Here is a 12,973-nt window from a genome sequence, read left to right as displayed (position 1 = left end):
TGGGTCTTGGAGGAGGGAGCCTCGGCCAGTGCTCGACGCGTCCAGCCTGTCGTCAGCGGTTCCATGCGCGGCGAGCCGCCGCGATGTGCGCGAGCACCTGGTGCAGTACCTGGCTGCCCGGCGGCACCGTCACAGGCTCGTACGTCCAGGCATGGCCCACCCACGGGTCGGCGAGGTGTTCGTCGGGGACGGGAGTGAGGCGTAGCAGCGAGCGCCAGAGCGGGTCGAGCAGCGGCCCGTAGGCGGCGGCGTCCTCCCGGTCGGCGACCATCATCAGATGGACGCCGACGGCCGGGCCCTCGTCCGCGAGATAGCGCAGCTGGGTCACGGCACGGTCGTCGAAGCCGTGCGGAAAGTCGTTGACGATCAGTAGCTGTTCGGCCGTGTCCAGGTCGGGGGGCAGCGAGTCGGCCGCGCCGCCGCGCACCGCCATCTGCACCAGGTCGACGCGCTGGATGAGCCGGGCCAGCATGTCCGCCACGCCCGCGGCACCGACAGCGGGCGGGTCGGCGAGCACCCCGGACTGTGTCAGGGGCGCGAGCGCGGAGGCGCCCGAGCCGGCCGGGTCGATGACGTGCACGGTGAACTCGCCCGCCGGATGGACGGCGAGCAGCCGCGCGGCATGCGCCACCGCCGTGTCCATGGCGAGGCGGCGCAGCTCGTCGGCGTCGGCGAGCGAGCCGTCACGGGATCCGGCGCGGCCGCTGTCGATCCACAGACCGCGCTCCAACGGCAGCCTGACCAGCATGGGGATGCGCAGTCCTTCGCTCTCCGGGAGGTGGAGATCGCCCAGGCGCACGGCCATGGGGGTCTCCATCGGCACCCGGTAGCCGTGCCAGACCGGATTGTCCCAGCGCGCGTAAGCCGGGGGCAGCGCGGGCTCGACGACGTCCGACTCGGCCATGAGCTGGGCGAGGTCGCGGTCGAGTGCCGCGCGGGCCTGGTCGACGAGTTGGGCGTGCTTGGCCTGGGCCGCCTCCCGCACGGCGTCGCCCTGCCCGCCGATGCGGCTGCGCGGATCCGACAGGGCCTTGTCGAGCTCCTGTTCCCTGCGGGAGTCCGCGAAGTCGACGGCGCTGCGGTACGCGGCCGTGGCGCGCGCCAGGTCCTCGAACATGCCCCACACCTGGTTGTAGAGCCGCTCCTCCATGGTCCAGCCGGTCGCGTCTCCCGCGACGGGCTGTGCGGAATGCCCCGGCGCGGCCGGCGGCGGGGGCGGCGGGGGCGCGACGTTCTGCCGGGCGGGGTGGCTGTAGTCGATCGGGCCGCCCGCGCCGGGCGTTGCGGGCCGGGCGGCGGCGGAGTCCGGCCGGACGGGAGCGCCGGGGTGCCCTTCCTGCGGCACCGAACGGCCGGCGGCGTGATCTGGCTGCGGTGCCGCACCGCTCTGCGGGCCCGCGCCGTCGTACGGCGAGCCGGGCTGGGGCCTGCCGGGGGTCCCCTGGTGCGGCTGTACGTGGTCGGCGGCGACCTGCGCTGCGCCCTGCGATACCGGTCGGGCGTGCGTCTGGTCCGAGCCCGGGGCGGAGGCGGCGGGGGGCGTGCGCTCCCCGTCCGGCAGGCGTGGCGGTGCCGCCACCGAACGCGCCAGACCTTGGGCCACTGCTTCGTTGATGCCGGCCGCGAGCTGCTGTGCCTGCGGCAGTCCCTGGTCGGCGAAGAGCTCGGCGAGACCGCCCGCGTATCCCTGACCGACCGCGCGCACCTTCCAGGCGTCCTGTCTGCGGTAGAGCTCCAGAGCCACCACCGCCGACTCGGCATTCAGTCCGGTGATCGTGTAGCTGGCGATCTCGGCGCCGTCGAGTCCGGTGACCGCGACGAAGGGGGCCGCGACGGCGCCGAACCGGGCCGGGCCACCGCCTCCCGTCGGCAGGGCGAGCAGTACATGCACGCGGTGCACGGTCCCTGGCAGGGCGTCCAGGTCGAAGGCGAGGCGGTGGTCGGCCGCCGCCTGCTTGGAGACCTCGAGGCCGGGCAGCGTGGGCGCACCCGGATGGGCCACCCACTCGACGCCGCGGACCTTGCCCTGCTCGTCGCCGAGCGTGGCCCCGGCCACGATCGGTGTGCCGGCAGATACCCGGACCTCAAGTCGGGCCTGGGGGAGCGGATGGTTCTGCCCCCGGACCAGCTCGGCCGTCATCGCCTTCGTCCCCCTGCTGTCACCGCGTCCGCTGCGCGCCGCGCCGCTGCTCGTCGTGTCCGTCTGCCGCGCCGAACCCCTTACAGGTGCGGCAGGATCGCCGGCATCAGGTCCTGGAAAGTACGGCCGTTGCTGGGCGTGCCCAGGGCGGTCATCTGCCAGCCCGCACCCGCCCGGTGCACCTTCGCCATGATCTGGGCCGTGTACTGGCCGCCGCCCGCCAGCGTGTACCGCGCGAGCTCCTCGCCGTTGGTTTCGTCGACCAGACGGCAGAACGCGTTCTGCACCTCCTGGAAGGTCTGGCCGGTGAACGAGTTCACGGTGAAGACGATCTGGTCGATGTGGACCGGGAGGCGCTGCAGGTCGACGAGGATCGCCTCGTCGTCGCCGCCCTGGCCGACACCACCGACCAGGTTGTCGCCGGTGTGTCGCACGGAGCCGTCGTCGCTGACGAGGTGGCGGAAGAACACCACGTCGACCGGCTGCTTGTCCGCGAACAGCACGGCGGACGCGTCGAGGTCGATCTCCCGGGTGCGCGAGCCGAACAGGCCGCGCCGGGGGGCCGCCTGCCAGCCGAGCCCCATGCGCACCGCGGTCAGGGTGCCCCCGTCATTCTTCTGCAGACTGATGGCCTGACCCTTGGTCATGTTGACCGTCACGCGCTGATCCCCTCTCGAACTGTCCCCTGTTGCCGCGGAGCCCGCGGATAACCAAAACCCTACGCAGCGCCACTGACAGTGCCGAACCCCGGGCCGCCGTTTGTGTCGGTCTTGCAACACAGCGGTGTGCGCGAGCACCGCGGACAGCGGAGCCGCGGTACGACGGGGAACGGTGCAGGGCAGCGGATCGGGGGGCGGTCGGACGGGGCGGTTCGGGGTGCCGGCCCGGGCGTGGCCGGCACCCGTGCGTGCCCGTCAGGCCAGGCCCGCCTCCTTCATCTGCCGCAGCTCCTTCTTCATCTCGGAGACCTCGTCACGCAGCCGGGCCGCGATCTCGAACTGAAGGTCGGCCGCGGCGGCGCGCATGCGGTTGGTCAGTTCCTCGATCTCCTCGGCGAGTTTCGCCGCCGGACGGTCGGTCGGCACCGTCTCCTTGGCCTTGCCCTTGGCGGACTTGGCGCCCTTGGCCGCCGCCTTTCCGCCGAGTGACGGCACCGGTGCCTTCGCGCCCTTGCCGTCCTTCGCCTGGCGATAGCCCGAGCCGAGCAGTTGCTCCGTGTCGATGTCCTCGCGGGCGATCTGCGCCACGATGTCGTTGATCTTCTTGCGGAGTGGCTGCGGGTCGATGCCCTTCTCCTTGTTGTACGCGACCTGCTTCTCCCGGCGGCGATTGGTCTCGTCGATCGCCTTCTCCATCGCCGGGGTGATCTTGTCGGCGTACATGTGGACCTGGCCGGACACATTGCGCGCCGCGCGGCCGATGGTCTGGATCAGCGACGTTCCGGAGCGCAGGAAGCCCTCCTTGTCGGCGTCGAGGATCGCCACCAGGGAGACCTCGGGCAGGTCGAGGCCCTCACGCAGCAGGTTGATGCCGACCAGTACGTCGTACTCACCGGCGCGCAGTTCGCGCAGCAGCTCGACGCGGCGCAGGGTGTCGACGTCGCTGTGCAGGTAGCGGACCTGAATGCCCAGTTCGAGGAAGTAGTCGGTGAGGTCCTCGGCCATCTTCTTGGTGAGCGTGGTGACCAGGACGCGCTCGTCCTTCTCGGTGCGCTTGCGGATCTCGTGCACCAGATCGTCGATCTGGCCCTCGGTGGGCTTGACCACGACCTCGGGGTCGATGAGGCCGGTGGGGCGGATGATCTGCTCGACGAAACCGTCCCCGCGCGAGAGCTCGTACTTGCCCGGCGTCGCCGACAGATAGACGGCCTGGCCGATGCGCTCCTGGAACTCCTCCCACTTCAGGGGGCGGTTGTCCAGGGCGGAAGGCAGGCGGAAGCCGTGGTCGACGAGGGTGCGCTTGCGGGAGGCGTCTCCTTCGTACATGGCGCCGATCTGCGGCACGGTGACGTGCGACTCGTCGATGACGAGCAGGAAGTCGTCCGGGAAGTAGTCGAGCAGCGTGTTCGGCGGGGAGCCGGGCTCGCGGCCGTCGAAGTGCATCGAGTAGTTCTCGACGCCGGAGCAGGACCCGATCTGGCGGAGCATCTCGAGGTCGTACGTCGTCCGCATCCTCAAGCGCTGGGCCTCCAGGAGCTTGCCCTGCTTCTCCAGCTCGGTGAGGCGCTCCCCCAGCTCCTTCTCGATGTCGTTGGCGGCCCGCTCCAGGCGTTCGGGGCCCGCGACGTAGTGGGAGGCCGGGAAGACGTACAGATGCTGGTCGTCGCTGATGATCTCGCCGGTGAGCGGGTGCAGGGTGGAGAGCGCCTCGATCTCGTCGCCGAACATCTCGATGCGGACGGCCAGCTCCTCGTAGACCGGGAAGATCTCGATGGTGTCGCCGCGGACCCGGAAGGTGCCCCGGGTGAAGGCCAGGTCGTTGCGCGTGTACTGGATGTCGACGAAGCGGCGCAGCAGGTCGTCGCGGTCGACCTCGTCGCCGACCCTGAGCGGGACCATCCGGTCCACGTACTCCTGCGGAGTACCCAGGCCGTAGATGCAGGAGACCGAGGCGACCACGACGACATCGCGGCGGGTGAGCAGCGAGTTGGTCGCGGAGTGGCGCAGGCGCTCGACCTCCTCGTTGATCGAGGAGTCCTTCTCGATGTAGGTGTCCGACTGCGGGACGTACGCCTCGGGCTGGTAGTAGTCGTAGTACGAGACGAAGTATTCGACGGCGTTGTTCGGCAGCAGCTCGCGGAACTCGTTGGCCAGCTGGGCGGCCAGTGTCTTGTTCGGCGCCATCACGAGGGTGGGGCGCTGGAGCTTCTCGATCATCCACGCGGTGGTGGCGGACTTGCCGGTGCCGGTCGCGCCGAGCAGGACGACGTCCTTCTCACCTGCACGGATACGTCGGTCGAGCTCAGCGATGGCCGCCGGCTGGTCGCCGCTGGGCTGGTAGGGACTGACGACCTCGAAGGGCGCCACCGTGCGTTCGATCTTGGAAACGGGCCGCATGCAATCCACCGTACGACCCCGCACTGACAACGGGGTCCGATCACCAGCGCTGCGGGGTGCGGGGGCCGCGGTGTCCATGGCGCTCGCCGGGGCGGGACGCGGGGCGCCGGCCGGTGTGGGTGACGGTGGGGTGGGCGGGGACGCCCGGCCTGTTCTCGGTGGGGGTCCAGTCGGGCTTGCCCATGACCATCATCGGGTCGAACAGTACGACGACGCCGGCCAGACACAGGAAGACGAGCGGACCGATCATCAATGGGGCGAGCAGGGCGGCGGGCGAGTCGCCCGCCGGTGCGCCGGCCGAGCCGTGCAGATGGACGCTGAGGGCGGCCATGCCGGTGTAGTGCATACCGCTGACGGCGAGCCCCATGACGAGACTGGCGCCCACACTCCACATGAAGCCGCGCACCTGTCCGGCCGCCCAGAGCGCGGCGATCGCGGCCACGACCGCTATCACCACGGAGGCGGAGACGGTGAGGGTGTTGTACTCGAGCTTTCCGTTGAGGCGCATCCCGGCCATGCCCAGGTAGTGCATCGAGGCGACTCCCAGACCGGTGATCGTGCCCCCGGTGAAAAGAGCCGCTCCGGAAGCCCCCCGGTATCCGACTATGAAGATCCCTACGCCGACCATGAGGATGGCGACGCCCAGGCTCGCGAACGTGGTCGCCTGGTCGTAGTGGATGGGGGTTTCCTTGACGCTGAACCCCATCATCGCGATGAAGTGCATCGTCCATATGCCGGAGCCGATCGCGGCCGACCCTAGGGCGAGCCAGCCGGCCCGCCAGGACCGGGCGACCAGCATCGACCGGGTGGTGCAGCGCAGCCCGAGCGCACCGCCCAGGAAGGCCATGAGGTACGCCACCAGCGGTGTGACGAGTCCGTAGCTGAAGCCGTCGACGGTGCCCTGCATGCGCGGCCGTCCTCCCCACCCTGTCGCGTCCTGAAATCCCGGTGAATACCTCCGCCCCCAGTACCGCCACAACGGCCAGGGTTGACGCAGAGAGTATGACCCCCACCGGAATGGTCGAACGATTTTCCGGCAAAGAAACACGCGCCTACCCCGGTTGTGTGGCGCCTGTGAACGGATTTGGGCAACACCATTCAATCTGTGCCCATCCTGCACTCCGCTTCCGATGACCGTCTGCTGTCACTCTTGTGCTGTCCGTGATTGCTCGACGCGAGGAGTACGCATGCACGCGCGCGTTGCCGCCGCCACGACCACCGCGCTTATCGGGGCCACCGTCGCCATACTCCCCACGCCTCACGCCGGGGCCGCGGCCGGCGACGGCCCGGTGATCGTCTCCCACCGCGGGGCCTCCGCGTACGCGCCCGAGAACACCCTGGCCTCGATCGACAAAGCGGCCGCCATGGGCTTCAGCTGGGTCGAGAACGACGTACAGCGCACCAGGGACGGTGAACTCGTCGTCATCCACGACGACACTCTTGCGCGCACAACCGACGTCGAACAGGTGTATCCGAACCGGGCACCCTGGAAGGTGAAGGACTTCACCGCCGAGGAGATCTCGCGTCTCGATGCGGGCAGTTGGTTCGGCTCCCGGTACAAGGGCACACGCGTGCCGACGCTGAAGCAGTACATGAACCGCGTCTCGCGCAACCATCAAAAACTCGTTTTGGAGATCAAGAACCCGGAGCTCTATCCGGGCATCGAGCGTCAGACCCTCAGGCTGCTCGGCAACGAGGGGTGGCTCAAGCCCGGTCGCCTCAAGAGGCGGCTGATCGTGCAGAGCTTCAGCATCGGGAGCCTGCGCACGGTCCACCGGCTGCGCCCCGGCATCAAGACCGGTTACCTGGGCACGCCGTCGATCGCGGCCCTGCCCGCGTACGCGGAGTTCGCCGACCAGATCAACGCCTCGTACACCTCGATCTCGGCCGGTTACGTCTCCGCGCTCCACTCGTTCGACGGACCGCACGGCAAGCCGCTGGAGATCCTCACCTGGACCGTGAACAGCGGTGACACGGCGCGCCGTGTCACCCGCTACGGCGTGGACGGCATCATCACGAACACTCCCGACGTGGTCCGGCGGGCGGTGACCGCGTACTGAACCGGCCGTCCACCCTCCTGTGGAACCGTTCCTTCACCCGGGGGTGCGGACATGGGCCGTGTCCGCACCCCCGGGGGTTGTCAGTGGCGCGCCGTACGGTGGGCGCATGAAGAGTGTTGAGCGCAGCGAGCAGCAGGTCGTGTGGGCCGTCGTCGGCACGGACATCGGTCCGCTGCTGCTCGCCGCGACCGGCGACGGCCTGGTGAACGTGGTGTTCCACGCGACGGACGCGGTGCGCGACAAGGCGCTGGAGCGGCTCGCGTCCCGGCTCGGTTCAGAGCCCGTCGAGGATCCCGGCTCCCCGTTCCTGGCCGAGGCGATACGCCAGGTGACGGCGTACTTCGCGGGTGAGCGGCGCGACTTCGAGCTGCCCTTGGACTGGTCCCTGATCTCCGGCTTCAACCGCCAGGTGCTGCGCGAGCTGGCGTCCGGCGTGCCGTACGGCGCGGTCGTGGGGTACGGCGACCTGGCCCGGCGGGTCGGTCAGCCGGGCGCGGCGCAGGCAGTGGGCATGGCCATGGGCTCGAATCCGCTGCCGGTGGTCGTCCCGTGTCACCGGGTGGTCGAGAGCGACGGTGGCATCGGGGGGTTCGGCGGCGGGCTGGAGGCCAAGCGGAAGCTGCTGGCGCTCGAAGGGGTGCTGCCGGAACCGCTGTTCTGAGGAGCTCTACGGGGAAGGGCGTCAGAGGCTGATGTGGTACGCCTTGCGGAGCGTCTCGTGCACGGTCCAGGTCGTCCGGTCACCCTCGCGCAGGACCGCCGCGTCGCCCGGTCCGACCTCGATGACGGCGCCGCCCTCGACCTCGATCGTGGCGCGGCCGCTCACGACCACGAAGAGTTCGTTCGCCTCGGTGTCGGTCACCACGCCCGGCGTGATCTGCCAGATGCCCCGCACCTGCTTGCCGTCGGCGGATTCCCACAGCACCTTGCCCGTCACGACCGGGGCGCCGGAGACGATCTGGGCCGGGTCGAGCGGCTCCGCTTCGAGTTCCGCGTCGGGGATGTGGACGGCGAAGGACGGGGTGGACTGGGCGTTCGTGGTCATGGCCGGTCACCCTAGCCGGACGGCCGCTGCCTCCGGCGACCGGCCGCACCCATGCCCTGCCCGTGCGTCGGGGCGGCCCCGGTGATGCGGTGCCCCCGGCGCCTACTCGTAGTGTCGTGCCTCGAAGACGTTGCCGTCCGGGTCACGGAAGTAGAAGCTGCGCTTGGCCTTTCCCCGGGCGCCGAAGGAGTCGTACGAGAAGTCCGAGACCGGGACCGTCCGATCCTCCAGGCGCGCCCGTAGGGCGTCGAAATCGTCCCTCTGAAGGGACAGGCACACATGGTTGACGGGGTGCCCGGCGCTGTCGGCGGCCCCAGGGAGCATGTTCATGTGCTCCACCAGGGAGAGCGGGGCGAGGTCGAAGATCGTCTCCTCGTTGAGGCGCACCGAGGGGAACGGGTCCTTCCCCGCGGCGAAACCGGGGACCCGAAGGGGTTCGAGGCCGACCGTCTTCTCGTAGAAGTCGGCCGCGGCCACCGGGTCCCGTACCCAGAGGACGACATGGTCGAGACGTGGCGAGTTGTCCGTCATACCCCTCAGGCTGGTGCCGTCCCCCACAGCTCGCAAGGGTTTGGCCGGGCGCGCCGCCCGCCAGAGATGAGGAAAGACCGACAGACAGGAGGCGCGCGTGCTGGTGGTGTCCGAAGAGGTACGGGAGGCGCTCGCCGCGCACCGGCCGGTGGTGGCTCTGGAGTCCACGATCATCGCGCACGGGCTGCCGCGTCCGCGCAATCTCCAGGTCGCTCTGGAGCTGGAGGACGTCGTACGGCAGGAGGGTGCCGTGCCCGCGACGATCGCCGTGCTCGACGGGCATCCCCGTGTCGGCCTGGACAAGGAACAGCTGGAGCGGGTCGCCAACGAGGACGGGATCCGCAAGCTGGGGCATCGCGATCTGCCGCTCGCGGTGGCGGCGGGCGCGAGCGGCGCGACCACGGTGTCGGCGACTGCTCTGCTGGCGGCCCTCGCGGGCGTACGGGTGTTCGCGACGGGCGGTCTCGGCGGGGTGCACCGCGAGTGGACGGTGACGCAGGACGAGTCGGCCGACCTGGGACTGCTGGCACGCACCCGGATCACGGTGGTGTGCGCGGGCGTGAAGTCCATCCTGGACGTGCCCGCGACGCTGCAGCGGCTGGAGACCCTGGGAGTCGCGGTGGCCGGGTACGGCACGGCGCGCTTTCCCGGCTTCTATCTGTCCGACTCCGGGTATCCGGTGGACTGGACGCTTCGGTCGCCGCGGCAGGTCGCGGATGTCATGCGCGCGCAGGACGCGCTCGACGGCCCGGAGTCGGCGCTCATCGTCGCCCATCCCGTCCCCGAGGACGAACAGCTCGATCCCGAGCTCCACGCGCGCGTACTCGCCGACGCGCTGCACGCGTGCGAGGCGGAGGGCGTCACGGGCCAGGCGGTCACCCCGTTCCTCCTCGACTACCTGGTACGCCACACCGAGGGTGCCTCGCTGAGCGCCAACCTGGCGGCGGTACGGGGCAACGTACGCCTCGCGGGGCGGATCGCGGCGGCCTGGGCCGGGGCATGAACGCTCCCGGCGCCGGGGCGCTGCTCGTCGTCGGTGACGTCGTCACTGATGTCGTCGCGCGGCACCGGGGGCCGCTCGCGTCGGGCACCGACACGGCCGCCGCCATCCGGACGGTGCCGGGTGGCGCGGGCGCCAACGTTGCCTGCTGGGCGGCTCATTGGGGCTGGGCGGACGTACGGCTGCTCGGGCGGGTGGGGGCCGACGGGGCCGCCTGGCACGAGCGGGAGCTGACGGCTTCGGGGGTACGTCCTCGTCTGGTCGTCGATCCCGACGTGCCGACAGGAACGGTGATCTGTCTGGTGGACACGGGCGCTTCGGCCGAGCGCACCTTCCTGACGGACAGCGGGGCCTCGCTGCGGCTGGCGCCCGGGGACTGGTCGAACGCGCTGCTCGACGGTGTCGTACGACTGCATCTGTCGGGTTATCTGCTGTTCTCGGAGCAGAGTCGGGCGCTGGTGGCGGCGGCGTTGGAATCGGCACGCGCGCGTGGGGTGCCGGTGAGTCTTGATCCGGCGTCGGCGGGGTTCCTGGCGGAGCTTGGAGTGGACCGCTTCCTGGCCCTCATCGAGGGGGTGGACGTCCTGCTGCCCAGCCGCGACGAGGCCTGTCTGCTGACCGGGTTGCCCGATCCGGCGGACGCGGCGGCCAAGTTGAGCCGCCACGTTCCCCTGGTGGTCGCCAAGCAGGGCGCGGAGGGAGCGCTGGTGGCAGAGGCGGGCGCCGTCCGGGCGCGGGTACCGGCAACGCCCGCGACGCCTCGGGACACGACAGGCGCGGGCGACGCCTTCACGGGCGCCTTCCTCGCGGCCCTCCTGGTCGGCGTGGAACCCGCCCAGGCCGCGGCGGAAGGGTGCCGGGCGGGTGCTGCCGCGGTGGCAGGGGTGGGCGGGAGACCGCCGAGCGGCACGCGCCAGAACAGGGGTGCGGTCAAACTCGATTGAGGTGCGGCATGACGAAGAACCGGGAACGCTTCCCCCCGCCCCTCACGCCTTGCGGCCCCACGCCGAGATCATCGGGGCCGTGGCCAGGTCCATGGCGCCGGCCGCCACATTGGCCAGGTGGAGGTCGATGTCCGCGTTCGTGGCATGGCCTGAGGAGACCAGCTGGTCCCGGATCTGACGGATCGTCGCGGCCTCGAGGGTGGCGCAGGCGGGCGAGGTGACGGGGAAGTGCGCGTCGGCCTCCACTCGGCGCAGACCTGCCGCACGGAGCAGGCGAGGGAGCTTACGACCGTACGAGAGGTCGACGCCGCGCTCGGCCAGCAGCAAGCGGAATCCGTCGCGCAGGCGGTTCGCCAGCTGCTGCTCGGGGCCGTGCTCGTCGGGGCACAGCAGCGGCTGGAGCGCCGGGTCGGCGTCCTCGAGCAGCAGCCGTCCGCCCGGCCGGAGCGCCTTGACCATCGACCGCAACGCCCGCTCCTGGTCCGGAACATGGACCAGTACGAGGCGGGCGTGCACGAGGTCGAAGCCCTCCCCCGGCGGCTCCTCCACCCCCACGTCGTGCGTGCGCACCTCGACCGGATGGCGCGCGGCCGACGCCGCGCACGAGGTGTCGGTGTCCGTCGCGACAACCTTCCCCGTCGGTCCGACCTTCTTGGCCAGCCAGGAGATCACGGACGTGCCGCTTGCGCCGACTTCCCAGCAGCGCCAGCCGGACCCGATGCCGAAGCCCTCGATGTGCCGGAACGTCGTGGGGTCGAAGACGGCGGCGACGGCGTCGTAACTCTGCCCCGCCTCGGGCTGCCGGTTGTCGAGGAGATACCCGTCGGTTCGCGTCATGACGAGATCATCCCAGTTGACCGACTTGTCCGTGCGGGGCGACGCTCCGCGCCCTTCTGCGCACAATCGCGGCACACGGTCGTCTCACAACCGCCATACCGAAGCGGAACATTCCGTTCCCACAGGCTTTTCCGGCGCTCGAACCGGACTGGCAGACTGGCCCGCGAAGGCGCAAGGTGCGGCGCGGAGAGATCCACGCAAGGAGATCCGGATGTCCATGGCAGGGAATCTGCGGAAGGTCACAGGCCTCGACAGGGTCGGGGGCCTTCGCAAGGTGGCACGGCTGGCGCAACGCCGTGCGCGGGTCGACCTGAGTCACCCCGCCAGGTCGCCCCTGGGCTCCGCGGTGGTGAACTGCGTGATGTATCAGGACGGCGTACGGATGCCGGGCGGTCACGATCTGGTCGAGGCCGTGGAGCGGGTCCGCAAGAAGGACGACGGCTTCGTCTGGCTCGGGCTGCACGAGCCGACGGACCAGGAGTTCGCGGGCATCGCCGAGCTGTTCGACCTGCATCCGCTGGCGGTCGAGGACGCGGTGGAGGCTCATCAGCGCCCGAAGCTGGAGCGGTACGGGGAGACGCTGTTCGCGGTCTTCAAGACGGTCTGCTACGTCGAGCACACGGAGCTGACCGCGACGAGTGAGGTGGTGAACACGGGCGAGATCATGGTGTTCATCGGCCCCGCCTTCGTGATCACGGTGCGGCACGGCCGGCATGGTTCTCTCGGCCCCCTGCGCGAGGAGCTGGAGGCCACACCGCAGCAGCTCGCCAAGGGGCCGGCCGCGGTGCTGCATGCGATCGCGGACCATGTCGTCGACGACTATCTGAGCGTCACGGACGCGGTGCAGGAGGACATCGACCAGGTCGAGACGGATGTGTTCGCGGCGAGCGGTGCGCGGGTCGACGCGGGACGCATCTACCAGCTCAAGCGCGAACTCCTGGAACTGAAGCGAGCGGTGATGCCACTCAGCCGCCCCGTACAGGAGCTGGCCACCCGGCCGATCCGAGTGATCGACCAGGAGATACAGGCGTACTTCCGGGACGTCTCCGACCACCTGCTGCGGGTGTCCGAGCAGATCGCCGCGTTCGACGAACTGCTCAACTCGATCCTGCAAGCGCATCTCGCGCAGGTCAGCGTCGCGCAGAACGAGGACATGCGGAAGATCACCGCGTGGGCCTCGCTCATCGCGGTGCCGACGATGGTGTGCGGTGTGTACGGCATGAACTTCGAGTTCATGCCCGAGCTGCACTGGAGGTTCGGCTACCCGATGGTCATGGCCGTCATAGCCGTGGGCTGCGTCACTCTGTACCGGGGCTTCAAGCGCAACGACTGGCTGTGACGCGGCGAGGCAGTGGGCGGC

At 70.2% G+C, this 12,973-nt stretch carries 12 protein-coding genes; 5 read left to right on the top strand and 7 right to left on the bottom strand.

Annotation, left to right across the window (positions count from 1 at the left end; genetic code table 11):
* Positions 1-52: 52 nt before the first annotated feature.
* The 4 genes from GTY58_RS32630 to GTY58_RS32615 form a co-directional block, all read right to left on the bottom strand.
* On the bottom strand, positions 53-2,140 hold the full coding sequence (locus tag GTY58_RS32630; RefSeq protein WP_010987676.1) for a TerD family protein: 2,088 nt from the start codon (positions 2,138-2,140) through the stop codon (positions 53-55).
* An 80-nt stretch (positions 2,141-2,220) separates the two neighbouring features.
* Positions 2,221-2,799, bottom strand: a complete 579-nt coding sequence (locus GTY58_RS32625; RefSeq protein WP_010987675.1) for a TerD family protein — start codon at positions 2,797-2,799, stop codon at positions 2,221-2,223.
* A 255-nt stretch (positions 2,800-3,054) separates the two neighbouring features.
* Positions 3,055-5,196, bottom strand: coding sequence for an excinuclease ABC subunit UvrB (gene uvrB, locus GTY58_RS32620; RefSeq protein WP_010987674.1), 2,142 nt, complete (start codon positions 5,194-5,196; stop codon positions 3,055-3,057).
* 40 nt (positions 5,197-5,236) lie between these two features.
* On the bottom strand, positions 5,237-6,103 hold the full coding sequence (locus GTY58_RS32615; protein WP_010987673.1) for an MHYT domain-containing protein: 867 nt from the start codon (positions 6,101-6,103) through the stop codon (positions 5,237-5,239).
* Positions 6,104-6,383: 280 nt separating this feature from the next.
* Here GTY58_RS32615 and GTY58_RS32610 point away from each other — a divergent pair, with 280 nt between their 5' ends.
* Positions 6,384-7,256 (top strand): glycerophosphodiester phosphodiesterase family protein, encoded by an 873-nt coding sequence (locus GTY58_RS32610; RefSeq protein WP_010987672.1) that lies wholly within the window; start codon positions 6,384-6,386, stop codon positions 7,254-7,256.
* Between the two features lie 106 nt (positions 7,257-7,362).
* Complete coding sequence (locus tag GTY58_RS32605; RefSeq protein ID WP_010987671.1) at positions 7,363-7,917, top strand: methylated-DNA--[protein]-cysteine S-methyltransferase; 555 nt, start codon at positions 7,363-7,365, stop codon at positions 7,915-7,917.
* 21 nt (positions 7,918-7,938) lie between these two features.
* Here GTY58_RS32605 and GTY58_RS32600 read toward each other — a convergent pair whose 3' ends face one another.
* Both GTY58_RS32600 and GTY58_RS32595 read right to left on the bottom strand, forming a co-directional pair.
* Positions 7,939-8,301 (bottom strand): cupin domain-containing protein, encoded by a 363-nt coding sequence (locus tag GTY58_RS32600; protein ID WP_010987670.1) that lies wholly within the window; start codon positions 8,299-8,301, stop codon positions 7,939-7,941.
* Between the two features lie 102 nt (positions 8,302-8,403).
* Entirely contained in the window at positions 8,404-8,832 is a 429-nt protein-coding gene (locus GTY58_RS32595) for a VOC family protein (RefSeq protein ID WP_037646822.1), read from the bottom strand.
* A 97-nt stretch (positions 8,833-8,929) separates the two neighbouring features.
* Here GTY58_RS32595 and GTY58_RS32590 point away from each other — a divergent pair, with 97 nt between their 5' ends.
* Both GTY58_RS32590 and GTY58_RS32585 read left to right on the top strand, forming a co-directional pair.
* Complete coding sequence (locus GTY58_RS32590) at positions 8,930-9,835, top strand: pseudouridine-5'-phosphate glycosidase (protein ID WP_010987668.1); 906 nt, start codon at positions 8,930-8,932, stop codon at positions 9,833-9,835.
* The gene (locus GTY58_RS32585; protein WP_010987667.1) at positions 9,832-10,776 is read left to right on the top strand and encodes a sugar kinase; all 945 of its coding nucleotides are present in this window, start codon (positions 9,832-9,834) and stop codon (positions 10,774-10,776) included. The genes GTY58_RS32590 and GTY58_RS32585 overlap by 4 nt, the downstream gene beginning before the upstream one ends.
* Positions 10,777-10,818: 42 nt before the next feature.
* Here the strand turns inward: GTY58_RS32585 and GTY58_RS32580 are convergent, their stop codons facing one another.
* The gene (locus tag GTY58_RS32580; RefSeq protein WP_010987666.1) at positions 10,819-11,613 is read right to left on the bottom strand and encodes a methyltransferase domain-containing protein; all 795 of its coding nucleotides are present in this window, start codon (positions 11,611-11,613) and stop codon (positions 10,819-10,821) included.
* A gap of 211 nt (positions 11,614-11,824) precedes the next feature.
* Here GTY58_RS32580 and corA point away from each other — a divergent pair, with 211 nt between their 5' ends.
* Complete coding sequence (corA, locus tag GTY58_RS32575; protein ID WP_037646819.1) at positions 11,825-12,952, top strand: magnesium/cobalt transporter CorA; 1,128 nt, start codon at positions 11,825-11,827, stop codon at positions 12,950-12,952.
* The last annotated feature ends 21 nt before the right edge of the window (positions 12,953-12,973 follow it).

The organism is Streptomyces sp. SID5469 (assembly GCF_009862865.1).
Taxonomy (GTDB): domain Bacteria; phylum Actinomycetota; class Actinomycetes; order Streptomycetales; family Streptomycetaceae; genus Streptomyces; species Streptomyces avermitilis.
Note: the sequence above shows the minus strand (reverse complement) of the source record. Positions and strands in the feature narration are given on the sequence as shown.